23 protein-coding genes are annotated in these 23,907 nt (G+C 67.6%); 11 read left to right on the forward strand and 12 right to left on the reverse strand.

All coding sequences use genetic code 11. The features are described 5' to 3' along the window. Nucleotides 1-210: 210 nt before the first annotated feature. Nucleotides 211-660, forward strand: a complete 450-nt coding sequence (locus EP28_RS09815; RefSeq protein WP_049983944.1) for a zinc ribbon domain-containing protein — start codon at nt 211-213, stop codon at nt 658-660. A 30-nt stretch (nt 661-690) separates the two neighbouring features. Here the strand turns inward: EP28_RS09815 and EP28_RS09820 are convergent, their stop codons facing one another. The 4 genes from EP28_RS09820 to EP28_RS09835 form a co-directional block, all read right to left on the reverse strand. After that, on the reverse strand, nt 691-1,503 hold the full coding sequence (locus tag EP28_RS09820) for a DUF7500 family protein (protein ID WP_049983853.1): 813 nt from the start codon (nt 1,501-1,503) through the stop codon (nt 691-693). Between the two features lie 84 nt (nt 1,504-1,587). Further along, entirely contained in the window at nt 1,588-2,193 is a 606-nt protein-coding gene (locus EP28_RS09825; protein ID WP_049983854.1) for an archaellin/type IV pilin N-terminal domain-containing protein, read from the reverse strand. Between the two features lie 2 nt (nt 2,194-2,195). Continuing rightward, nucleotides 2,196-2,765 (reverse strand): archaellin/type IV pilin N-terminal domain-containing protein, encoded by a 570-nt coding sequence (locus tag EP28_RS09830; protein ID WP_049983855.1) that lies wholly within the window; start codon nt 2,763-2,765, stop codon nt 2,196-2,198. 334 nt (nt 2,766-3,099) lie between these two features. Then, the gene (locus EP28_RS09835) at nt 3,100-3,438 is read right to left on the reverse strand and encodes a hypothetical protein (RefSeq protein ID WP_049983856.1); all 339 of its coding nucleotides are present in this window, start codon (nt 3,436-3,438) and stop codon (nt 3,100-3,102) included. A gap of 186 nt (nt 3,439-3,624) precedes the next feature. On the opposite strand from EP28_RS09835, the gene EP28_RS09840 reads away from it, so the two are divergent. Then, a complete protein-coding gene (locus EP28_RS09840; RefSeq protein WP_008847358.1) occupies nt 3,625-3,963 on the forward strand; it encodes a helix-turn-helix domain-containing protein in 339 nt (112 codons plus the stop codon). A 51-nt stretch (nt 3,964-4,014) separates the two neighbouring features. Here EP28_RS09840 and EP28_RS09845 read toward each other — a convergent pair whose 3' ends face one another. Continuing rightward, nucleotides 4,015-4,743, reverse strand: a complete 729-nt coding sequence (locus EP28_RS09845; RefSeq protein ID WP_049983857.1) for an RAD55 family ATPase — start codon at nt 4,741-4,743, stop codon at nt 4,015-4,017. Nucleotides 4,744-4,887: 144 nt separating this feature from the next. Here EP28_RS09845 and EP28_RS09850 point away from each other — a divergent pair, with 144 nt between their 5' ends. Then, nucleotides 4,888-5,451: a response regulator transcription factor gene (locus EP28_RS09850; RefSeq protein WP_049983858.1), complete on the forward strand. Its 564-nt coding sequence runs from the start codon at nt 4,888-4,890 to the stop codon at nt 5,449-5,451. A gap of 147 nt (nt 5,452-5,598) precedes the next feature. After that, the gene (locus EP28_RS09855; protein WP_049983859.1) at nt 5,599-7,104 is read left to right on the forward strand and encodes a molybdopterin-dependent oxidoreductase; all 1,506 of its coding nucleotides are present in this window, start codon (nt 5,599-5,601) and stop codon (nt 7,102-7,104) included. Nucleotides 7,105-7,138: 34 nt separating this feature from the next. Here EP28_RS09855 and EP28_RS09860 read toward each other — a convergent pair whose 3' ends face one another. Then, nucleotides 7,139-8,560, reverse strand: coding sequence for a RecJ family nuclease (locus EP28_RS09860; protein WP_049983860.1), 1,422 nt, complete (start codon nt 8,558-8,560; stop codon nt 7,139-7,141). A gap of 169 nt (nt 8,561-8,729) precedes the next feature. Between EP28_RS09860 and EP28_RS09865 the strand changes: the two genes are divergently transcribed. Continuing rightward, entirely contained in the window at nt 8,730-10,043 is a 1,314-nt protein-coding gene (locus tag EP28_RS09865; protein WP_049983861.1) for an O-acetylhomoserine aminocarboxypropyltransferase/cysteine synthase family protein, read from the forward strand. Between the two features lie 5 nt (nt 10,044-10,048). Beyond that, nucleotides 10,049-11,344, forward strand: coding sequence for a homoserine O-acetyltransferase MetX (gene metX / locus EP28_RS09870; protein WP_049983862.1), 1,296 nt, complete (start codon nt 10,049-10,051; stop codon nt 11,342-11,344). 60 nt (nt 11,345-11,404) lie between these two features. Here metX and EP28_RS09875 read toward each other — a convergent pair whose 3' ends face one another. Then, complete coding sequence (locus EP28_RS09875; protein WP_049983863.1) at nt 11,405-11,893, reverse strand: DUF5807 family protein; 489 nt, start codon at nt 11,891-11,893, stop codon at nt 11,405-11,407. Nucleotides 11,894-12,241: 348 nt separating this feature from the next. On the opposite strand from EP28_RS09875, the gene EP28_RS09880 reads away from it, so the two are divergent. Then, nucleotides 12,242-14,716, forward strand: coding sequence for a DEAD/DEAH box helicase (locus tag EP28_RS09880; RefSeq protein WP_049983864.1), 2,475 nt, complete (start codon nt 12,242-12,244; stop codon nt 14,714-14,716). Nucleotide 14,717: 1 nt separating this feature from the next. Here the strand turns inward: EP28_RS09880 and EP28_RS09885 are convergent, their stop codons facing one another. The 4 genes from EP28_RS09885 to EP28_RS09900 all read right to left on the reverse strand — a co-directional run bounded on the left by EP28_RS09885 (nt 14,718) and on the right by EP28_RS09900 (nt 17,229). Next, entirely contained in the window at nt 14,718-15,545 is an 828-nt protein-coding gene (locus EP28_RS09885; protein WP_049983865.1) for an MBL fold metallo-hydrolase, read from the reverse strand. A 93-nt stretch (nt 15,546-15,638) separates the two neighbouring features. Next, on the reverse strand, nt 15,639-16,142 hold the full coding sequence (locus EP28_RS09890) for a Tfx family DNA-binding protein (RefSeq protein WP_049983866.1): 504 nt from the start codon (nt 16,140-16,142) through the stop codon (nt 15,639-15,641). Between the two features lie 131 nt (nt 16,143-16,273). Then, complete coding sequence (locus tag EP28_RS09895) at nt 16,274-16,756, reverse strand: TRAM domain-containing protein (protein WP_049983867.1); 483 nt, start codon at nt 16,754-16,756, stop codon at nt 16,274-16,276. A gap of 125 nt (nt 16,757-16,881) precedes the next feature. Further along, entirely contained in the window at nt 16,882-17,229 is a 348-nt protein-coding gene (locus EP28_RS09900) for a hypothetical protein (RefSeq protein ID WP_049983868.1), read from the reverse strand. Nucleotides 17,230-17,322: 93 nt separating this feature from the next. Between EP28_RS09900 and EP28_RS09905 the strand changes: the two genes are divergently transcribed. The 4 genes from EP28_RS09905 (at nt 17,323) to EP28_RS09920 (ending at nt 21,872) form a co-directional block, all read left to right on the forward strand. Next, nucleotides 17,323-17,595, forward strand: coding sequence for a glutaredoxin family protein (locus EP28_RS09905; RefSeq protein ID WP_049983869.1), 273 nt, complete (start codon nt 17,323-17,325; stop codon nt 17,593-17,595). A gap of 75 nt (nt 17,596-17,670) precedes the next feature. Further along, nucleotides 17,671-19,890 carry an NAD-dependent DNA ligase LigA gene (gene ligA / locus EP28_RS09910; RefSeq protein WP_049983870.1) on the forward strand — a complete coding sequence of 740 codons (2,220 nt, stop codon included), beginning with the start codon at nt 17,671-17,673 and terminating at the stop codon, nt 19,888-19,890. 57 nt (nt 19,891-19,947) lie between these two features. Then, the gene (locus EP28_RS09915; protein WP_049983871.1) at nt 19,948-21,045 is read left to right on the forward strand and encodes an ABC transporter ATP-binding protein; all 1,098 of its coding nucleotides are present in this window, start codon (nt 19,948-19,950) and stop codon (nt 21,043-21,045) included. Continuing rightward, a complete protein-coding gene (locus tag EP28_RS09920) occupies nt 21,042-21,872 on the forward strand; it encodes an ABC transporter permease subunit (RefSeq protein WP_049983872.1) in 831 nt (276 codons plus the stop codon). Before EP28_RS09915 ends, EP28_RS09920 begins: the two co-directional genes overlap by 4 nt. 22 nt (nt 21,873-21,894) lie before the next feature. Here EP28_RS09920 and EP28_RS09925 read toward each other — a convergent pair whose 3' ends face one another. Continuing rightward, nucleotides 21,895-23,829 carry an ATP-binding protein gene (locus EP28_RS09925; protein WP_049983873.1) on the reverse strand — a complete coding sequence of 645 codons (1,935 nt, stop codon included), beginning with the start codon at nt 23,827-23,829 and terminating at the stop codon, nt 21,895-21,897. Between the last annotated feature and the right edge of the window lie 78 nt (nt 23,830-23,907).

The following is a 23,907-nucleotide window of genomic DNA, read 5'->3' on the forward strand; positions in this document are numbered from 1 at the left end:
CGGTGAGAACTACCGGCGAACGTCGTCGTCGCGCACACTCCTCGATCGGCCGCCAACCGATCGGCGATGTACACACCATCTGGGTATCAGATATGAAACCCACGATCCAACGTTCGGACCCGATTCTCTCGAACTCGGTGACGGTACGGGGATCGACCGAACGTCGCGGTCCGAAGAGTTAAGACCGATCACACTCGGAATCAGATGAAGATGAAGTCGTGTCCCCGGTGTGAGGCGTCGATCGATGACGAGGCCCGCTACTGCGCCGAGTGCGGCGCGCCGCAGACCGAAGCGGCCGCAGAGGAACTCGACGAGTACGTGCAGCGACAGGCACAACAGGTGGCGGCCGACGCCGGAACCGGTGGCAGTGGGGGCGGCGGTGGCTCCGACGACGGATTCTCCCCCACCGAGGCGCTCTCCGACCGCGAACAGCTCTGGCGACGGGGGTGTTACGTGCTCGGCTACGGGACGATCGTGGTCGCGATCACACAGATACCGCGGATCGGCGCGTTCCCCCTGATATTCGGCGGGATCGCGATACTCCCGCCGGTCCGCCGACTCACGGCAGAACCGCTCGGAAGTCCGCTGAAACGCGAGGCCATGGCCGGTATCTACGCCGTGTTCGCGCTGATCGGTGCCGCGTTACTGTTCCTGTTGTAGCGAGCGTGCTTATTCGGCGGCATCAACCGCTCACTCGATTCTGAAGCCGCCGTTCTCCTCTGCCGCACGCACGAGGTCGCCGATGGAGTCACTCGCCGTGAGTCCCTGACTCGTCGCGAACCGCTTTATCGCCACCGGGGGCACGTCGACCGTCGTGTCTGCGGCGACGAGAAGCAGCCCGAGCGCCTCCGGCGTCGGCGAGTTCGGACCGGCATTCGACGCGAACCAGCTCACGAGCGCGTCGAACGTCGCGGTCACGTCGTTCGAGACCATGCGCTGGCGCGTCGTCTCCCCGTCGACGTGGAGGGTCGCGTCGATCCCGTACGTGAACCCGTCGTCGTCGAAGGAACTCGCGAGCCACCGACTCACCGCCTGTCGGTTGACCGTGGGAGCGCCGCCGCGTTGTGCGTTCCCGCCCGCGTGTCTTTCGGGCGCTTGTGCACCGGCGGGCTGACCGCCGGGTGCCTGCGTGCTCGTGGGCTGACCGCCGGCGGCCTGCCCGCCGCGGCCGCCGGCCGCTTGTCCCCCATGGCCGCCCGCCTGCCCACCTTGCTCTGCGTGTCCCCTCCGTCCACCGGGACCCTGTTGTTGCCCGCCCGCAGCGCCGCCGGCCGCGCTCTCCGTCTGCCCGCCCCCCGGCGGACGCCGTGCGTCCGGATTCTCGGGGTCGGCCGGCCTGAACGCGGAGTCGTCTTCGGCGGCGCGGGCGGGCTGCGATCGCCCGACGTTGGGCCGGCCGTTCGTCCCGACGACGTACCGGCTCTCCCCGATCTCGACGACGCTCTCGTCGTCGGTGAAGTCGAGTTCGTCGGGGTCGGCTGGCGGTGCGTCGTGGTCACTCATGACGTAACCGTTATCGCGCGATAAAATAGGTGTTCCGGGCGGCCGACCCGCCGAGGAAGTGGTTAGGGGGCTGTGCGAGGCTCGTTAGAGCCGGACCGCTTCGTTGTCGGTATTGTAGAGGTCAGGCGAGTTGAGTTCGACCGTAGTTACCGCGGATGCGGGTGACACGATGTCAAGAGTTGCCTCGTCGCCTTCACCGAACGTAGAGCTACCAGATCCGAACGGATCTGTCGTTGGATCGAGGATGAGAGTGAACTCATCATTCTCACTGTTGAGTACTGCGTTGCTTGAATCACTGACTCCCTCGATTCCAAACTCGTCGGCACCGGCACTGCCGCCTGAATTCAGCGTCAGTGTGTTTTCTCCTTCTGGACCGACGGCCTGAATCACTGTTTCGTTCAGGTCAATATCGTCCGCGCCTGGTGCGGTCGTAACAACGATGTTGATCTGGCTGAGATTACCATCAGCGGCACTGCCAACGATTCCCGTCGCACTCACGACTTCGATCCGATCGGACACGAGGTCGGTACTTTCTTGACCAGTTGCCTCCGCCTGCGACTGGAGGAACCCGGCCGTGTTGATCAGAACACCCGCGGCGATCGCCGCCACGAGCACCATCGCGATGAACACGATGAGGGTTCCGATCCCCACTTGACCGCGCTCTTCCTCATCTAATATTGTTTCGAACATAATTATAGCCTCACTGAGCTGTCCTCGCTCGTAATCGTCGTCGGGACCCGAATCTCTTTGACTGTGGACGCACCGGAGGAAGTAGTGAACGTTACCGTGACCCGCTCATCCTCGCCGAGTGCGTTACCGTTGTAGTCAAGATCACTGATAGCGAAGGTGACCTCTTTGCGGTCGCTGTTATCAGTCAAGACATCACCACTTGTACCGATGATGTTTGTGATGTTTGATGACTGAACATCGAACCGATCTTGACCACCCTCCCCGACAAACTCTACGGTCGTCTGGCTAAGATCGATCGGACCAGATCCCGGTGAGGTCGCCACGATAAACGTGACATTCGAGATATTCTGGTCGCCGTTGACCGTTCCTGATGTGCTGACGATCTGCAGCCGGTCGCTCACCTGACTTGTACTCTCTTCGCCCGTTGCCTCAGCCTGCGTCTGAAGGAAGCCGGCCGTGTTGATCAGAACACCCGCGGCGATCGCCGCCACGAGCACCATCGCGATGAACACGATGAGGGTTCCGATCCCCACTTGACCGCGCTCTTCCTCGTCCATGATTGCTTCGAACATTGGTTGTGTTGCGTCGGCCCCCGGCCTGCCCGGCGGGCGTTACCAGAAGGAAGTGGGAATTCCCTATTAAACACTCTGTACCGATTATCCACATTGATAAACAACTGCAGTAGTGCGATTTTGGGATTAATATCACTTATTCATCGGTGAATATTGCGTCCAACCGAACCTCGGGGTTATCGGATGTGATATCAGTGTTCCAGTGGGTGGCGTCGCTGATTTCAGGCTTCGGGCCGATTTTGTATAGGCACGCGAGTGAACGCCCGTCTCATCCATGATGCGACAACACCCCTGTCAGTGTCGTCTGTCGTCGACGCCGGTAGTTCCGGTCGGGCTACCGGTCCTGGATCCGCGTCAGCTCCGACTCCGGGATCACGAGTTCCTGCGTCCCGGGCTCGTAGACGACGAGGCTCCCGGCGACGAGCGCCATCGAGGCTGCAAACAGCCCCGTGGTGATCAACAACAACGCCTGCGCGTTCGCGAACCCCGTCCGAAAGGCGGCGATCGGCGTCCCCACGGCGGCGACGACGACGAGACCGAATCCGACGGCGAGGTACGCCATCGCCGTTCGACCGGACGACCGGTACGCCGCGACCGCGAAGGCCACGAGCGTCGCGCTCGCGCCGGCCAACACGGTAGTCGTAACGAGGTACAACCCCTCGATGAACTCCATACGCTCCGTCCGTAAACTCGACGTATAAACCCACGGTGGCGACTATCACGGGCGATAACACCCTGACGAGCGCCGCCACCCATAATTCTCCGCGCACGCACACGGAGACGGCGCCGGAACACGTTCCCGACCGTTCGACATCACCGGTATCCTTTTAACCTCAAAAAATCAACTGCGATAACGTGAATGGTGGGAGACGACCTGATCACGGTTCTCGGTAACAAGTACAACACGGACATCCTGACCGCGACGGGCGACGCGATGTCGGCGCAGGACCTCAGCGACGAGCTCGACGTGCCGATCGCGACGTGTTACCGACGGATCAACGAACTCGAGGAGGCGGATCTCCTCGAACTCCACGACCGGCCGCTCTCGGACGAACACCGTCGAGTGAAGGTGTACCGCCGGAAGGTCGACGGAGTCGAGGTCGACTTCCGCGACGGGCTCACGGTCGAAGTTGAAGAACGCTCCGCGGTGAAGAACCGCCTCGACGACGTCTGGCGGGACCTCTCGTCCGGCCAGTGACGACTCGGACCTCTCGCCGGCCGATCTCCTTCTCGCTTACGGGACCCCCGATTAAAACGACGGTTCGTCGGACCGTCCCATCATCGAGAACCCGCCGGCCCGCTCGTGGACCGTGATCCCCCCCTCGCCGATCTCCATCGGGAAGATGTCGGTATCGATGTCCTGTTTCCGCATCTTCGCGACCCAGACGTACCGGTTGACGCCGGAATCGGTCGGCGTCTGGATGAAGTAGATGTTCCCGTCCGTGAGGAAGTTCTCCAACCCGACCTCCGTGTCGGGGAAGACCGCTCCCTGCTCGTTGATCAAAAGCGACGTAAGACCGTTCGCTTTGAGGATGTCGGAGAACTTCAGGAGGTACGTCCGCTTCTCCTGTTCGGCGTCGAAAAAGAGTTGGAACATCGACAGCGAATCGAGCACGAGCCGGTCGAACTCGCCGTCTTCGACCGTGTCGAGGAGGTGATCGACCGCCGTCGAGAAGTCAGTCTCGCGCAGCATCTCACGTTTATCCAATATCACGATGTCGCCGTCGTCGACGAGGTCACCGAACCCGTCGAGGCCGATGGACTCCGCAGCACCGCGGATATCGGATTCGTCCTCCTCGAAGGAGACGTACACACCGCGTTCGCCGTGTTCCGTGGCCCCGTGGTGGAGGTACTGGATGCCGAAAATACTCTTACCGGTACCGGGGTTCCCGGAGACGAGAACCGTCGATCGCTCCGTTATACCGCCGGTGAGGATCGAGTCGAGCCCCTCGACCCCGGTGGAGACGAGTTCAGACATTCGTCCCCGTATTTGCGTCGAGAGTATATAAAAGACGATCCGATCGACCGGCCGCGCAGACGGCGACAGCTTTATTTCTCGACACGCCGCCCGTTCGTGTATGTCCGGTGAAGCGTCTTCCGTCGACCTCGGTGGTGACCGGCGGTGAGCGATCCCTCGGTTCTCGTCGTCGAGGACGAGCCTGACATCGCCGCGCTGTACGCCGGCTTCCTCGAAGAGCGATACGACGTGGCCGTCGCTGAAACGGCCGCGGACGCGATCGAGCAGGTCGACGCCACGTTCGACGTTGTACTGCTCGATCGCCGGCTTCCGGACGGGAGCGGTGACGACGTGCTCGACCACATCCGCGACGCCGGCTACGACTGCCGCGTCGCGATGGTCACCGCGGTCGAGCCCGACTTCGACATCGTCGACATGGGATTCGACCTGTATCTCACCAAGCCGGTCAGTCGCTCGAAGCTGCTAGCGGCGATCGACACCCTCCTGACGCGGAGCGAGTACGACGACCTCATTCAAGAGGCCGCCGCGCTCGCCAGCAAGCGCGCAGTCCTCAACTCACAGAAGCCCGCCGCTCAGCGGGAGGGTAACGAGGCGTACTCCGAACTGGTCGAGCGACTCGACGACATCGACGCGGATATCGACGACCTCGGCGAGTCGCTCTCGTCCGACGACTACCGGGCGATGTTCCGCGATATCGGCGAAGCCTGACCGACGAGCCGACGCCAACTGCGGTCGTCACTCGTCTCGCTCCCCGAATTCGGTTGCTGTCGTGTTCGATTCTCTTCCCCCGTCGAGACCGCCCAATCGGTAGCCCGGCCGATCCGCATTCAAGTGGTTGCAGCGCTATCGGGTCGTATGCCCACCGATCTCACGGGTCGTGACCTCCTCCTCGCGACCGCGGCCGGCGCGGCCGCGGTCGCCGGCTCGTACCTCGCCACCGGCTGGTCGCGCTCGTTCGTCGTTTCCCCGCTTGACCAAGCGATCGTCAACCGAACGCCTGGACCCATCGTGACGGTCGCCATCGAGACGCTCGGCGATTCGGGGCACCTGTTACACGTCGCGCTGGCGCTCGCCGTCGCTGCCGGCCTGTTCGGTGCGCTGTCTCTGGTCGGACAGCGGATCGCGGTGAGAACCGACCGCCTCTCGGCCGGCGTCGCGGCGGCCGGTGTCGGGTCGTGGCTGCTCGCCGTCGGAATGACGGGAGCACTCAGTCCGGCACTCGGGGCTGCACTTCCCGTGGCAGTGATAACCGCGCTCGGTAGCGGCGGGTCGACGAGTGACGATACACAGCCCGTCGACGCGGCGCGCCGACGGGTGCTCCGCACGGTCTCGGGGTCGCTCGCGTTCGTCGTCGCGGCGGTCATCGGACGCGAGGCGTTCGAGGCCGGTCCCGGGCCGGGAGAGACACCCGAGCCGCTCCCCGACGCCCCGCGATCAGAGGGTGTCGAGACCCGTATCCGAGACGTCGAATCGGCCTCGCTCACGCTCGAAAGCGACGACCTCCTCGGGATGGTGAGTCCGATAGGCGAGTTCTACAACGTCGACATCGCGCAACTCGACCCGGACGTCACCGCGGCCGAGTGGTCGCTGACGTTCACCGGCGAGATCGGCCCCGGGCGGACGGTCACGTTCGACGACCTGATCGACCGTCCCGTCGAACACCGAGCGATCTCCCTGCGATGCGTCGGCGAACGGGTGAACGGGCGAAAGCTCGACACCGCCGTCTGGACCGGCACCCCGATCCGGCCGCTTCTCGAGTCGGTCGACCCCGCGGGCGACTGCCACTGCGCGATGGTGCGCGGCGAGGACGGCTACTACGTCCAGTTCCCGGTCGAGGTGCTCGCCGAGGGGTTCCTCGCGTGGGGGATGAACGGGAAGGTGCTTCCCACCGGACACGGCCACCCGGTCCGCGTGCTGATCCCCGGCCACTGGGGCGAGACGAACGTGAAGTGGCTCTCGGAGATCGAGCTGCTGAACGTCGAAGAGGACGGCTACTGGGAGGAGCGCGGCTGGGAGGGGACGGGCGAGGTGAAGACGGTCGCCAAGCTCTGGGACGAGGGGATCACGGAGCTGTCCGACGGCCGGATCGAACTCGCCGGCCACGCCTACGCCGGGACGCGCGGGATCGAGCGGGTCGACGTCTCGACTGACGGCGGCGGCTCGTGGACCGACGCGGTCCTCTCCGATCCCCTCCCCGACGGGGACGTCTGGCGACAGTGGCGACACGTCTTCGATCCGGACGGGACACACGACGTGGTCGTCCGCGCGGTCGACGGCGCGGGGACCGCGCAGGCCCGAGAGCAGTCGGACCCGTCGCCGTCAGGCGCGTCCGGCTGGGTCCGTCGGACCGTCGGCGAGTGACCCGCGCGTTCACCGGCGGCGGGCGTCGCTGGGCTCACGAGAGCTGTTCTCCCACCAGCCTGTCGGCCGCCGCGAGAAAGGCGTCCCGCTCGCCGATCGGGATCGTCGCGCCCGCGGCGACGTCGTGGCCGCCGCCGTCGCCGCCGACGGCGCGGCTGGCCTCGTGCATCACCGCAGAGAGGTCGAGTCCTCGCCGCACGAGCGCGTGCGATCCGCGCGAGGAGACCTTCAGTTCCTCCGCACTCTCCTCTGCGAACGCGATCACGGGCTTCGAGCGATCGACCGCTGGCGACCCGACCGCCATCCCGGCGACGATGCCGACGATCGTCTCCCGGATCCGCGAGCCCGCGTCGAACCACTGTATGTTGGCCTCGTGGACCACTCCCTCGTTTTTTACCCACTGTAGGCCTTCCGAGAGGTTCCGACGGTGGGTGCGGAGGAGCCGCCGCGCCTCCGCGAGTGCGTCGCCGCGGTCGCCGAGACACACCGCGAGTCCCACGTCCGCCCGGTCGTACCGCGCGGTGGCGTTGAGTAGGGTGGAGAACTCGCTCACGTCTCGCAGTTCGGTGCCGCGCTCCTCGTCGACGAGGGTGTAGGAGGTGCCGACGAGCGCCTCGATCCGGTCGGCGGGAACTCCGGAGGCGACGGCGCGGCGCATCAGTCCGGAGGCGAGCGTCTGGCGCTCTCCGGCGTCCAGGTCGACCCAGCGCCGCCACTCTCCGTCGCGTTTCGCATCGACGTCGAGGTCGGCGAGGAACGATATCGCCCCGGCCTCGTCGTTCGAGATCCCGGGGATCGTCACGTCGGAGGCGTACTCCAAGAGCTTCGGGAGCGGGCGGGTCTGTCTCCCGTACAGGTCGAGATCCGTTCGCGTCTCGATCACTCCGGCGTCGACGCCGTCGCGGACGATGGCCGCGTTGGCTCCGACGAGTTCGCCGTCCGAGTCCTGCATGTCGCCGACCGCGCCGATCACGGCCAGCGCGGCGAGGTCGCGGTTGTCGCCGTCGGGGCCTTCGAGCGCTCGCGCGAGGACGTAGCTCGCGCCGGCCCCGGACAGTTCGCTCGCGCCGTTTATCCCTTCGAGGAGCGGGTTGAGATGGAGTTCCGTGTCGGCGTCGGCCGGCTGGTGGTGATCGGCGATGACGGGCGTGAACTGGCCTGCGGCCTCGTGCTCGGCGATGGCGTCGAGCTGTCCGGAGCCGAAGTCGGTGAAAAGCACCGTGTCGTACCCCGTTGCAGCGATGCCCTCGATGGCCGCGTCGTCGAGCTGTTTTTCGAAGACGACCTCGTGGTCGACGCCGGCGCGCGCGAGCGCGGTCGACGCGACCGCGGCGCTCGTGAGTCCGTCGGCGTCGATGTGCGACGCGAGGAGGACCCGATCCGTCGCGCGCAGCCGTTCGGCGCACGCGGTCGCGCGACTGGCCAGATCCGGGACGGGGGAGTCGGCGACTGCCATTATCGTCCGATGGCGCGCGATGAGGGATAAACTCACGCCTCGGGCGGTCGGCGCTCGTTTCGCCCCAGACGCGCCCGCTCGAACCGGTCGCGGCTCGGACACCACCGGCAGAGGCAACAGTTGCCGTAACTGACGGTTATAGATGCATCTAGATATATGCACTACACACATGATACGTGGGTTCAACACCCGGAGTCTCCACGCCGGTGCCGAGGCTGATCCGGCGACCGGGTCGCGCGCGACCCCGATCCATCAGACGACCTCGTTCGTCTTCGACGACGCTGACGCGGCGGCGGATCTGTACGCCCTTCAGGCGGAGGGGAACGTCTACTCACGGATCGCGAACCCGACCGTGCGCGTCCTCGAAGACCGCCTCGCTGACCTGTCCGGCGGCACCGGAGCCGTCGCGACCGGCTCCGGGATGGCGGCGTTCGACGCGATCACGACCGTGCTCGCGAGCACGGGCGACAACGTCGTCGCCAGCTCGGAGATGTACGGCGGCACCGCGTCGTACCTGTCGACCATCGCGAACCGCCGGGGGATCGAGACTCGGCTCGTCGACACCCTCGACGTCGATGCCTACGAGGAGATGATAGACGACGACACGGCGTTCGTCCATGTGGAGACGGTGGCGAATCCCTCGCTCGTCGTTCCCGACTTCGAGGCGATAGCCGCAGTCGCCCACGAGCACGCGGTGCCGCTCGTGGTCGACAACACGTTCGCCACCCCGTACCTCTGTCGCCCGTTCGAGCACGGCGCGGACGTCGTCTGGGAGTCGACGACCAAGTGGATCACGGGTAACGGGACGACCGTCGGCGGCGTCGTCGTCGACGGCGGTCAGTTCCCGTGGGGTCACCCGGACGCCGACTACGACGAACTCGACGGGCAGTCGCCGGCGTTCCCGGTCGACTTCGTCGAGCGGTTCGGCGACGCCGCGTTCGCCAACGTCGTCCGCCAGCGCGGCGTGCGGACCACCGGCGGTCAGCAGTCACCCTTCGACGCGTGGCAGACGATCCAGGGGCTCAACACGCTCCCGCTCCGGATGGAGCGCCACTGCGAGAACGCCCGCGCGGTCGCGGAGTTCCTCCGCGACGACGACCGGGTGGCGTGGGTGACGTACCCCGGGTTCGACGACCACGACAGCCGCGGGAACGCCGAGCAGTACCTCGATGGCGACGGCGGCATGGTCACGTTCGGCGTCGACGGCGGCTACGAGGCCGCGAAGGCGCTGTGTGAGTCCGTGGACCTGACGAGCTTCCTCGCGAACATCGGCGACGCGAAGACGCTCGTCATCCACCCGGCCTCGACTACCCACGCGCAACTCGACGAGACCCAACAGCGACTGGCCGGCGTCTTCCCGAACATGCTCCGGCTCTCCGTCGGCATCGAGGACGCAGACGACGTGATAGCCGACCTCGACCGCGGGCTGGCCGCGGGCGAGCGCGCGGCGGACGAGTCGGGATCCGGCGGGTCGGAGGTGTGACTCGCGTGAGCGCCATTCCCACCGACCACGGCGTCGCCGAACTCGGTGAGTTCACCTTCGAATGCGGACAGTCGGTCCCCGAGCTGGAGGTGGCCTACGAGACCCACGGCGAGTTCGAGGGCGACAACGTCGTGCTGATCTGTCACGCGCTCACCGGCAGCCAGAACGTCGCGCGCTCGCCCGCGGCGAGCCGAGACGAGAGCGCCCGCGGGGCGGGACAGGCCGGGCAGGCCCGCGCGTGGTGGGACGACATCGTCGGCCCCGGGAAGGCGATCGACACGACGGAGTACTACGTCGTCTGCGCCAACGTCCCCGGTTCCTGCTACGGAACGACCGGACCGACGAGCGAGCGACCGCCCGACCTCGATCTGCCCGACGATCCGGACCACAACCGGTGGGGGACCGCGTTCCCACCGGTGCAGGTCGAAGACTGGGCGCGCGCGCAGCGCCGCCTCCTCGACCACCTCGGCGTCGGCCGGCTACGGGCCGTCGTTGGCGGCAGCGTCGGCGGTATGAACGTCTTGGAGTGGGCAAAGCGGTACCCGGACGACGTCGACCGGATCGTCGCGATCGCGACCGCCGGTCGGCTCGACGCGCAGTGTCTCGCGCTCGACGCCGTCGCTCGCCGCGCGATCCGCGCGGACGCACACTGGAACGAGGGGAACTACTACGGCGACGACCGGCCCTCGCCGGACGAGGGACTCGCCTTGGCCCGACAGATCGGCCACATCATGTATCTCTCGAAGGCCTCCATGGAGCGGAAGTTCGGCCGCCGCTCGGCGGGTCGCGACTCGCTGACCCGCGAGGAGGGTGACCTCGGGCTTCCGCCGGAGCCGACGGCGGCGTTCTTCCCGTATCGGGAGGTCGAGTCGTACCTCGATTACCAGGCCGAGGGGTTCAGCGAGCGGTTCGACGCGAACAGCTACCTCTATCTCACGCGCGCGATGGACGAGTACGATCTCTCCGCGGGCCACGGCACCGACGCGGACGCGATCGCCGCCTTCGAGGGCGAGGCGCTCTTGGTGAGTTTCACCGCCGACTGGCACTTCACGGTCGAGCAGTCCGCGTCGCTCGCGGACGCCTTCCGCGAGCGCGACGTCCCCGTGGCTCACCATGTGATCGACTCCGATCACGGTCACGACGCGTTCCTCGTCGAGCCCGAACACGTCGGCCCCCCACTTCGCGACTTCCTCGGCGACGGCGTCGCGGGCCGTGCCGTCTCCGACGACGGCGGCGACAACGAGGACCCGCGTCCCGAATCGGACCACGCGCCCGTCCACGCGAGCCTGTTCAGAGGATAATGGACGGTGCGGGCGGCACGCGACCCGACCCGTGGTCGGCGCGGTCTGTGCCCGCCTCGGCTACTCGTCCCGCTCGCCGACCACCCACTTGTGCGAGTAGCTCTCGCCACAGGTACAGTGGGCGTACGCGTGGACCACGTCGCCGTCGGCGTAGAGCCCGCCGACCTCCTCGTTTTGCGCCTCGGCGAACGCGAAGACGAACTGGACCGCGTGGTCGGTCTCGGAGTCGCCGTCGGGGCCGTCGTCGCCGGAGCCGGCGTCGCTGTCGACGCGCTCACCGTCACCGAACGGGCAGACGCCGCCGTCGAGCGAGCGCGCGATCTCGCCGTCCGCGCCCATCGCGGTCTTCGCGAACTCCATCGCTCCCATGCCCGTGCCGGCCTCGAACGCCGAGCGTCCCGTCTCGCCGTCGAGTATCAGCCGAACCCCGTCGTCGGTCTCGGTACCGACCGACCGAAGCCGAGAGCCGTCGTCGAGATACGCGTCGCTCACGAAAAACACCACGTCGTCGAGCCGCTCGCCGGCGAGGAACTCGTCGAGGTTGCTCATGCCGGCTGGACGCGCGTGAGCGGTAAAAGGCGTGCGAGTCGCGGACGTACGAGCCGCGGACGTGCGAGTCGCGGACGTACCCGCGCGCTCACGAACCGCTCGCGAGACGAGCCCGCCGCGCCGGACTACCGATGCCGACGCGGCTGGAATCGGGGTAACTGTTAATACGTACCACTGAGATCCGTCGCCTGATGAGCGCGCAAACCCCATCCGGAGATCGACTCGTCGAGTGGGCACAGCTGGTCGACGAGACGGTTCCGGAGGAGGTCCGAGAGGACCGTCCCGTCGAGCGATAACTTTCACCCCGCTTCGCGAAGGCTTTAGGCCGGAGGCGGCGTAGGCCCGCCGATGGCGACCGAGGCCGCCGGGATCGACCGACCGCTACTCGTCGACGACTTCCTCCAGCACCGCCGCTACCAGGTCCAACTGGCGGACGCGGCCGCCGCCGACCACACGCTCGTCTGTCTCCCCACCGGCCTCGGCAAGACCACGGTCAGCTTACTCGTCACCGCCGAACGCCTCCACGAGGCGGGCGGGAAAGCCCTCTTTTTGGCCCCCACCAAGCCGCTCGTCCAGCAGCACGCGGAGTTTTATCGCGAGGCTCTGACGGTTCCAGACGACGAGATCGTCGTGTTTACCGGCGACGTGAAACCCGACGACCGCGCCGCCGTCTGGAACGACGCCCGGATCGTTATCGCGACGCCGCAGGTCGTCGAGAACGATCTGGTCGGGAACCGGATCTCGCTTTCCGACGTGACCCACCTGACGTTCGACGAGTGTCACCGCGCGACCGGCGACTACGCGTACGTGTACATCGCCGAGCGCTACCACGCCGACGCCGCGGACCCGCTCGTCACCGGGATGTCGGCGTCGCCCGGCGGCGACACGGAGGAGATCGAGACGGTGTGTGAGAACCTCGGGCTCCGCAACGTGGAGGTGATGACCGAAGACGACGCCGATGTCGGCGAGTACACCCACGACACCGACGTCAGTTGGGAGCAGGTCACCCTGCCCGACGAGGTGCTCGCGATCCGCGACGCCCTCAACGAGGTGATCACGGACCGGCTGGAGACGCTCAAGCAGTTGGGCGTGACGAACACGACGAATCCCGATCTCTCCCAGCGCGACCTCAACGAGATGCGCGGGAAGCTCAAGAAGATGATGGACAACGACCAGTCGGACGGCTACAAGGGAATGAGCACCCACGCGGAGGTGATGAAGCTCCGCCGGGCCGTCGAACTCGTCGAGACGCAGTCAGTGGAGTCCGTCAGGCGCTACTTCGAGCGACAGCGCGAGGCGGCCCGGTCGTCGGGCGCGTCGAAGGCGAGCCAGCGGATGGTCGCAGACCCCAAGGTGCGAGACGCGATGCGGAAGGCCGAGTCGTTCGACGGCCTCCACCCGAAGTTCTCGAAGGCGCGAATTCTGCTCGCTGAGACGCTCGGCATCAACGAGGGCGAACGCGCAATCTTGTTCACCGAGTCCAGAGACACCGCAGAAGCGCTCGTCGAGTTTCTCTCCGCCAGCTTCGACGTCCGGAAGTTCGTCGGTCAGGGCGACAAGGAGGGCTCCGACGGGATGAGCCAGACACAGCAGCAGGAGACGCTGGACGCGTTCAAAGACGGCGCGTTCGAGGTGCTCGTCTCCACGAGCGTCGCCGAGGAGGGGCTCGACGTCCCCGAGGTCGACCTCGTGTGTTTCTACGAGCCGGTTCCCACGGCCATTCGGTCGATCCAGCGGAAGGGACGGACCGGCAGACAGGCGGAGGGGAAAGTCGTCGTCCTGATGGCCGAAGACACCCGAGACGAGGCGTTCTTCTGGATCTCGCGGCGGCGCGAGAAGAAGATGGAAAGCCAGCTCGTCGAGCTGAAGGAGGCCACAGACGACATCGAGGAATCCGTCGGCGACGACGGACAGGCCGGGCTCGACGCGTTCGCAAGCGGAGAGGGTGACACAGACTCCGCCGACACCGACGACAAGTCCCACGCCGGCGACGCTACCGCCGACAGCGACACCGCCGCCGCCGGCGACGACCCTGGCCTCACCGACTTCGCCGCGGAGGCACGCGAGGGAGACGACGAGAGCGACGGGAGTGCGGCCGCCGCCGAGGGGAGCGACGCTGACGGAAGCGAGGCCGACGACCTGGACGGCGTCGTCGCGACCGCCGGCGTCGACGAGGGCGTCGAGATCGTCGTCGACCAGCGCGAGCTCGACTCCTCGATCGCGAAGGACCTCTCGACGCGGGATGGGCTCGTCACCCGGCTGGAGACGCTCGCGGTCGGCGACTACGTGCTCTCGGACCGCGTCGCCGTCGAGCGGAAGTCCGCCGCCGACTTCGTGGACTCGATGCTCGACGCCGACCGCTCGTTGTTCGAGCAGATAGGTGAGCTCTCACGGGCGTACGCTCGGCCCGTAATGATCGTCGAGGGGGCGAACCTCTACGGACAGCGCGACATCGACCCCAACGCGATCCGCGGCGCGCTCGCGTCGCTCGCGGTCGACTTCGACGTGAGCGTTCTGCGGACCGAAGGCGAGACGGACACCGCCGAACTGCTCGCGACGATCGCCCGCCGCGAGCAGGAGACGCGCGACCGCGAGATAAGCGTCCACGGCGAGAAGACGACGAAGACCCGCGCGGAACAACAGGAGTACGTCGTCTCCGCCATCGCCGACATCGGTCCCGTCACCGCCCGATCGCTTTTGGAACACTTCGGCACCGTCGAGGCGGTGATGACGGCGCGCGAGGAGGACCTGCTCGCGGTCGACGGCGTCGGGCAGGTGACCGCAGAGCGGATCCGCGAGGTCGTCGGAAGCGAGTACGAGTGACCTACAGCTCGTAGACCTCGCCGTCGACCGCGAGCGGCTCCGCGAACGCCTCGTCGGCGGGATAGTAGTGCGCGAGGTGGACCAGTCGCGTCCGCGCTGCGTCCAGTTCGTCGGCGAGCGCCAGCGCCCCCTCGCGGGTCATGTGTTTCGTCCCGAACGTGCGCGGGACGCCGTCTGCGTCCTCGTGGCGGCCGCCGATCGGGTGGTGGTGACAGAGCGACGCGGGGACGATGGCGTCGGCTAGGAGGAGGTCGGCCCCGGCGAGCGCCTCGCGCGAGCGCTCGGGGATGTCGTAGCTGGTATCGCCCGTCAACGCGAGTTTTGCGCCCGTCTTCGGGTCCGCAATGACGGCACCGAAACACAGAAGCGGCGGGTGATCGACGGGTACCAGCCGGACCTCGAATCCGCACGTCTCGAAGGGGTCGAACGGCTCGCGGGCGTGGACGCCGATCCGGTCTTCGAGGTAGTCGTACTTCCGGCGGATCGTCTCCGCGACGCTCTCGTCGGTCGCCGGATCCGTCTCCGCGGGCGCGTGGACCGGGAGCCCGTCGACGAGACGGTAGACGTTGCCCAGCCCGTCGAGGTGGTCGAAGTGGATGTGCGTCACGAGCCCGGCGTCTGGAAGCGGAACGTCGGCGTCGAGGAACTGGCTCCGGAAGTCGGGACTGAAATCGACGAGCAGAGCCTCGCCGGTGCGTTCGTTCTCGACGTGGACGGAGAACCGCGAGCGCGACACCCCCCGTTCGCGCGCCGCCTCGCAGGTGTCACAGTCGCAGCCCACTGTCGGTGTCCCGGTCGTGTCACCGGTTCCGAGGAGCGTGACGCGCATGGACAGCCGTCCTCGGGCCACGGACTTAGCGTCCGCGGTCGGGAACCCGGGAGAATCGCTCGCCCGTCCCGCCTCGCTGGCCTGCGGGCTCGGCTACGGCTGTCGCACCCGGATCCGTCCGTCCGCGTCGACGGTGACGAAGAGCCGGGAGCGGACCTCGCGGCCGTGGACCGCGTCGCCGGCGCGGTCCCCTATCGCCTTCATCAGCTCCGGCGCGGTCTGGTTCACCTTCACGCCCGCTTCGTCGCAGGCGTCGTACACCCGCTTCGGCGCGTCGTAGAGGTCCGTCCCCGCGTCGATTTCCACTCTGACCGGCGCGGAGAGTGCCTCCGCGAACGCGACCGTCTCGCGGGCGCGCTCCACGTTGTCGCGGGCGCTGGCCTCGACGCTGGAGACGTTCGCCCGCGACGTGCCGAGTCGGTCCGCGATGTCCGACTGCCGGAGCCCTCGTTCCCGCAGCGCGAGCACCTCGGCTTGCCGGTCCGTGAGGACGCTCTCGTCGGCGTCGAACCCGGCTCGTTCGAGCAGATCCGCGGCGTTGACGTCGTCGAGGTCGGCGTCCGGACCGGAGTCGGCCGAGCCGTCGTCTGCGACCATACCCACACAGACGAGACGAGCGTTCAAAAAACGGCGGTTTCGGGCCGAATAAACACCGGCGCCTAGATCGCTCGATCACGCGACCGGCGGCGTTCGGACTGTCCGTGGGGTGGGGCCACCCCGAGCGCCGATCACTTGCCCCAGAAATTCTCGCGGCTGCCGAGCCGTTCGCGGTCCGGGCGGTCGCGCCGTCGGTCGCCCTCATCGTCTTCGGCGTCTGCGTCCGGGTCCGCGTCCGTCTCGGACGCGCCTGCGCCGTCGTCTTCCTCGTCGGGGTCATCGGGGAGGCGCTCGACGACCTCCTTTGCGGTCGCGTGGCTCGATTTCACGCGATGGATACGCACCTCGGCGCGCGCCGGCGGGAGGAGCCCGTCGACGAGCACGATGAAGCCGTCGTCGGTGCGGCCGACGCCCGACCCGCTCTCGTGGATGTCGTCGACCTCGACTTCGACCTCCTCGCCGGGCTGGACGGGCTGTTGTTTCAGCTCGTAGATCGGCATATCGTAGTGGCTACACCACTCCGCGCCGCCCTTGTTGCCGTAGTGTTGACACCCCATCCCCTGAATCTGTTCGTCGAATCTGGGGCAGTCGTCGGCGAGTGGACAGTCCGCCATACCGTACAGGAGTCCGGCCGCCGTTGTAAACGTTTTCGACTCTCAGACCGGAATTCGACGGAATCGGGCGTCTCACGCGGCCGAGCGGTCGCTGATCGCGCTCCCCGTCGTTTCGGACGCACGCGCTACAGGAACTCTCGGACCTCCGAGTACCACATGTCGTGGTGGTCGACGGCACCGATCGCGTCCGCGACGTCGACCGCGATCGCGTGCCAGCACCGCTCGTCGGGGTCCGCCGGATCGAGGTTGTACGTCGCGTCCGCACAGGTGCATTCCCCGTCTTCGATCACGTACTCGTCCTCGTGGCCGACGACGACGGTGAAGTCTCGATAGCGTTTCACCCGTCCCTCGCCGACCGCCTCGATGGCCCGCTTCCCGCGGTCGCCGTGGTCGTCGACGACGGCGGCGGCGATCGGACCGGTCAGCTCCCCGGTCTCGGCGAGCGCCTCGCGCCAGTCGTCGACCGGCTCCATGCCGCCCCGTTCTCGCGCGGTCCGTTAAACATCGTCGGTCACTCAGCCGATCCGAGCGAAAGCGATTCACCGTCGCCGCCCGAATCGACGTCGATGCGCGAGACGGACGCACCGGGACCAGTACCCGTCACGGTGTACACCCGCGAGAACTGTTCGCTCTGTGTCGCCGCCCGCGAGACGATCGAGGACGTGGCTACGGACCTCGACGTGGCGATCGACCTACAGATGGTCGACGTCGACGAGGACCCGGAGCTCGCGGACGAGTACGGCGACCGCGTCCCATACGTGCTCGTCGACGGCCATCCGGCCTTCAAATACGAGGTCGACGAGCGGGAACTGCGATTGAAACTGCTCTCCGCCGCGTGACCCGAGGCGACCGAGGCGCGCCGGTCCTCAAGCACGAACGGTCGTTTTTAATCCGAGCCGCCCAAGAGTCGACCGATGACGAACGCGCCGTCCGGGTCGACGACCCGGTACGCGGACCCGGACGAGAATCCGTACGTCGAAGCGCCGCCGACCGACTTCGAACCGGCCGAGTCGCTCTCGGCGGAGGCGGCAGCCGAGCAGGCGGCGCTGCTTCGGGCGGCGCTCCGCGAACACGACCACCGGTACTACGTCCGTGCCGATCCGCTGATCGCAGATGAGACGTACGACCGACTGTTCACGCGGCTCCAGAGGCTCGAAGAGACCTTCGACCTCTCGACTGAACACTCCCCGACACGACGCGTCGGCGGCGAGCCGCTCGACGAGCTGGACACCGTCGAGCACCTCGCGCCGATGCGATCCATCGACAACGCGACCGAGGCCGACGCGGTCCGCGAGTTCGACGAGCGCGTCCGGCGCGGCGTCGCGGACGCAGGGTTCGACCCGGACGCGGTCGAGTACGTCTGCGAGCCGAAGTTCGACGGGCTCTCGGTCGAAGTCGTCTACGAGGACGGGGCGTACGTCCGCGCTGCGACCCGCGGCGACGGGACCGAAGGCGACGACGTGACCGAACAGGTGCGAACGATCCGCTCGGTCCCCGAACGGCTCCGGGGGAACCCGCCGGCTCGCCTCGCGGTCCGCGGCGAGGTGTACATGCCGCGCGACGCCTTCGCCGCGTACAACGAGGAGCTGATGGAGCGCGGCGACGAGCCGTTCGCGAACCCCCGCAACGCCGCCGCAGGGACCCTCAGACAGCTCGATCCCGCGGTGGTCGCCGAGCGCCCGCTCGACGTCTTCTTCTTCGACGTGTTGGCGTGGGAAACGGCGGCGGAGGGCACGGACGGTTCGCCCGGTTCAGACGGCGCGGACGGCCCCGACGACGCGGACGGCGGCGGCCGGCCGAACCGCCCCGACACGCACTGGGCGGAGTTCGACGCGTTCGACGCGTTCGGGCTCCGCCGGACCGACCGGATCGAGCGGGTCGGCGACATCGATGCGGCGCTCGACTACCGGGACCGCCTCATGGCGGACCGCGACGACCTGAACTACGAGATCGACGGCGTCGTGATCTCGGTAAACGAGCGCGCCGCTCGCGAGGCTCTCGGCTCGACGGCACGGGCCCCGCGGTGGGCGTTCGCGTACAAGTTCCCGCCGCGAACCGCGACGACGACGGTCGACGGAATAACGGTTCAGGTCGGTCGAACTGGGCGTCTCACGCCCGTCGCCGAGTTGGACCCCGTCGACGTCGGCGGGGTCACCGTCTCGCGGGCGACGCTGCACAACCCGGCCGAGATCGAGGCGCTCGGGGTGAACGTCGGCGACCGCGTCCGGATCTATCGCGCCGGCGACGTGATCCCCTACGTCCCCGACGTGGTCGAGAAGCGGTCGGAGGGGACGTACGCCTTCCCCGAGACGTGCCCGGTCTGTGGCGCGCCGGTCGAGCGCGACGGGCCGCTCGCCTTCTGTACCGGCGGGCTCGGCTGTCCCGCGCAGTTGGAGCGGGCGATCGAGCACTGGGCCCGGCGCGACGCCCTCGATGTCGAGGGACTCGGCCCCGAGCGCGTCGAACAGCTCCGCGAGGCCGGACTCGTCGAGTCCCTTCCGGACCTATACGACCTGACTGTCGCCGATCTCGCCGCACTGGAGGGATGGGGCGAGACGAGCGCAGAGAACCTGATAGCCGAGCTCGACGAGACTCGATCGCCTCCGCTCTCCGACTTTCTCGCTGGGCTCGGGATCCCCGACGTGGGCGCGACGACAGCCCGCGCGCTCGCGAGGCACTTCGGCGACCTCGATGCGCTCCTCGATGCCGACGAGGACTCCCTCCGCGAGGTCAACGACGTCGGCTCCGAGGTCGCCGACTCGATCCGGACGTTCCTGGACCGCGAGGAGAACCGAACGGCGATCGCGGAACTCCGTGATCGAGGGATCGATCCCGAGCCGGTCGAGACGGACGCCGCCACCGAGGCGGCGGACGCGCTCTCCGGTCTCACCTTCGTGTTCACCGGGTCGCTGTCGGTGACTCGCAGCGAGGCGCAGGCGCACGTCGAGTCGCACGGCGCGTCGGCGACCTCGTCGGTGTCGGGGAACACCGACTACCTTGTCGCCGGCGACGATCCCGGCCGCTCGAAGCGGGACGCCGCCGCCGACGAGGACGTTCCCGTGCTCGACGAGGACGCCTTCGCCGACCTCTTGGCCGATCGCGGCGTGGACTGGCCGCCAGCGGGCGACGAGTAGGGGTGGGACGTCTCGACCCGCAACCCTTTATCGGGTGACGCGGGAACAGAGGCGTATATGACCGCAATCGAACTGCGGGGCGTGACGAAGGAGTTCGCCGACGTCACGGCCGTTCGGGACCTCGACCTGACCGTTGAGGAAGGGGAGGTGTACGGCTTCCTCGGACCGAACGGGGCCGGCAAGTCGACGACTATCGACATGGTGCTCGATCTGGTTCGGCCGACGGAGGGAACGGTGGCCGTGCTCGGCCGCGACGCCACCCGCGACGGGGTCGACATCCGTCGCCGCACTGGCGTTCTCCCCGACGGATTCTCCGTGTACGATCGGCTCACGGGCCGGAAGCACGTCGAGTTCGCGATCCGGTCGAAAGCGGCCGACGACGATCCGGACGCGCTCTTGGAGCGGGTCGGGCTCCTCGACGACGCGGACCGCAAGGCCGGCGGCTACTCCAAGGGGATGCGCCAGCGGCTCGCGCTGGCGATGGCGCTCGTCGGCGACCCCGACCTGCTCATCCTCGATGAGCCCTCCTCGGGACTGGACCCGGCGGGCGCAAAGGAGATGCGCGAGATCGTTCGCGCGGAGTCGGACCGCGGTGCGACGGTGTTCTTCTCGTCGCATGTGCTCGAACAGGTCGACGCCGTCTGTGACCGCGTCGGTATTCTCCGCGACGGCGAACTCGTCGCCGAGGACTCCGTCGAAGGTCTTCGCGAGGCAGTCGGAAGCGAAGAGACGCTGGAGATCGCCGTCGACGCGGGCGGTGCGACCGGGGCGCTCGACTCCGCCGTCGAGGCGGTGCTGGCTCTCGACGGCGTCAGCCGCGTCGACCGCGCCGGCGACACCCTCGTGGTCGACTGTGCCGACGACGCGAAGACGCGAGTGATCGCCGCGGTCGAAGACGCCGGCGTCACGGTCAACGACTTCCACACCCGGGAGGCGTCGCTTGAAGACCTCTTTCTCGCGTACACCGAGGGCACCGCACCGGCGACTCGCGGCGACTCCGGGGCGAGCACTGGAGCGCACGATGCGGCTCCCGACGCACCCGCCGACGAGACGACTGCTGACGCCGCCGACGCAGTCACCAGTGATGCCGCCGACGAGACGGCCGCCGACGGCGACGATAGAGTGGCCGCCGACGGCGAGGAGGTGGGCGAATGAGCCTCGTTGCCGTCGCGGAGAAAGACTTTCACGACGCAGTCCGTTCCCGGGGGATGGCGATCCTCGTGGCGCTGTTCTCGGTGCTCGTCGCGGTGTTCGCGTTCGTGATCCGTCCGACCGGACAGAGCGAGCAGTTCGCGACCGAGCTCCTCTTACGCTTCTTCGTCGGCCCCTTCCTGGTGACGACGCTCGTCCCGCTCGTCGGCGTCGTAGTCGGATATAATGCGGTCAGCGGCGAACGCGAATCCGGCTCGCTGAAGCTGCTCCTGTCGCTGCCGCACTCGCGGGCCGACGTGGTCTTCGGGAAGGTGGTCGGCCGCGGGGCGGCGCTGTCGCTCGCGGTGGGTGCCGGATTCCTGCTGCCGGCCGTCGTCTTGGCAGGTCTCTCGTGGACCGGCCAGATAGCGGCGTTCAACGCCGGCTCGTACCTCGGGTACACCGTCTTCGCCGCCGTCCTCGGCGTCGTCTTCGTCGCTATCGCGGTCGGGTGTTCGGCCGCCGCCTCGACACAGCGACGGGCGCTGATTGGCGGCGTGTCGATCTACGTCCTCTTCGTGCTGCTTTGGGGCGCGATCACCGGACAGGTCCTCGGAGCCGCGAGCCCGCTCATCGACCCGCTCCCGGTGTCGACGACGCAGATCCGGACGTTCCTGCAGGTCGCGAACCCCACCGCAGGGGTCGAAGCGCTGACGAACGCGTTCCTCGGCGGTCAGCTGTTCTCCGGCGAGTCTGTCAACCGACAGATTTCCGCGGCGTCGATGCTCGTGTTCTGGACGCTCGCGCCGCCGCTCGTCGGTCTCTGGAAGTTCGACACCGACGACCTGTAGGCCGCGACGTCGCCGGAATCGGCTACTCTAACACGACTAACACGTCGCCCATGTCGACGCTGTCGCCGTCGGCGACCTGCACGCTCGCGACCGTGCCGCCGCGCTCGGCGACCACGTCGTTTTCCATCTTCATCGCCTCCAGCACGCAGACCACGTCGCCTGCAGCGACCTCCTCGCCCTCGCTCACGTCGACGGAGAGGATCGTCCCCTGCATCTCCGCCTCGATCGCCTCGCCGCCCTCGGCGACGTCGACCCCGCTGTCGCCGCCGTCGTCGGACGTGGCCTGCGGGGGGCGCTGCTGGCCGCCACCGCCTCCGCTGGTACCGCCCTCCGGCACCGGAATCGCGGGCGCACCGCGCTCTTCCAGTTCCACCTCGAAGCGCTTCCCGTTCACCTCGACGGTGAACTCGCGTTCGGTCACCTCCTCGTCCTCGTCCCCGTCCGCCGAACCGATGGTCTCGGACCCCCACTGCCGCTGGGCGTCTTGGATACGCTCGCGGTCGAGTTCCTCGTCGAGGTACTTGGTCGTGTGCGTGCCGTCGACGAACCGCTCGTCGCCGAGCATGAGCCGGTGGAACGGAACGATCGTGATCACGCCGTCGATGTCGTACTCCGCGAGCGCTCGCTTCGATCGCGCGAGACACTCCCCGCGGTCTTCCCCCCACACGATCAGCTTCGCGATCATCGAGTCGTAGTCGGTGACTAACTCGTCGCCCTGCCGGAGCGCGTCGTCGACGCGGACGCCGATTCCGCCCGGCGGATCGTACGTCTCTAACGAGCCCTCGTTGGCGGGCTGGAACTCTTCTGCGGCGTTCTCGGCGTTGATCCGGAACTCGATAGCGTGACCCGAAAGCTCGACGTCGTCTTGGGAGACGGAGAGTCCCTCGCCGCTCGCGACCCGGAGCTGTTCTTTGACGATGTCGATCCCCGTCAGCTCTTCCGTGACGGTGTGTTCGACCTGGATCCGGGTGTTGACTTCGAGGAAGTAGAAGGGCGTGTCCGGTCCGAGCGGCTCGTCGGGGTCGCGGTCGGGGTCCTCCTCGACGAGGAACTCGACCGTCCCGGCGTTGGTGTAGTCGGCGGCGGCGACGCCGCGGCGGGCCGCTTCGCCGATCTTTTCGCGCAGCTTATCCGAGAGCGCGGGGGAGGGACCCTCCTCTATCACCTTCTGATGGCGGCGCTGGAGCGAGCAGTCGCGCTCGCCGAGGTGGACCACGTCGCTCTCGTCGAGCGATCCGCCTCCGTCGCCGAATGTGTCGTCGCTCGGGTCGCCGTTTCCATCGTCGGACGCCCCGGCGTCTGGGTCGTCCGCGACGATCTGCACTTCGACGTGTCGCGGCGTCTGGAGGTAGCGTTCGAGGTAGACGGAGTCGTTCGAGAAGTACGCCTCGCCCTCGCGTTTGGCCGATTCGAGCGCCTCTTCGGCCTCCTCGGCGCTCTCGACGACCTTCATCCCGCGGCCGCCGCCGCCGCCCTCGGCTTTGATCGCGACCGGGTAGCCGTGCTCGTCGCCGAACTCGCGGACCGCCTCGGGCTCCGTGACCGGCTCCGTCGTCCCGGGAACGATCGGCACGTCGGCGTCGGCCATCACTCGACGGGCGTGGGTCTTCTCGCCGAGTCGCTCCATCGCGTCGCTCGACGGGCCGATCCATGTGATCCCGTCCGCGCCCTCGACGCGCGCCGCGAACTCCGCGTTCTCGGCGAGGAAGCCGTAGCCGGGATGGATCGCGTCGGCGTCGGCGGCGCGGGCGGCGTCGACGACTGCCTCGCCGTCGAGGTAGGAGTCGGCCGCTCGCGCGGGACCGACGTTGTACGCCTCGTCCGCGTACCGGACGTGGCCGCCGTGTTTGTCGGCGTCGCTGTACACGGCCACGGTGTCGACACCGAACTCCGCACAGGCGCGCATCACCCGAACCGCGATCTCTCCGCGGTTCGCGACGAGAACCTTGTCGAACATTCCTGCGGGAGTCTTCCACCATAACCCACCTCATTCTATCGGTCCGAGCCGGCGATCGGCGAGCCGGCTGACAGTCCG

Source organism: Halorubrum sp. BV1 (assembly GCF_000746205.1).
In the GTDB taxonomy this organism is placed as follows: domain Archaea; phylum Halobacteriota; class Halobacteria; order Halobacteriales; family Haloferacaceae; genus Halorubrum.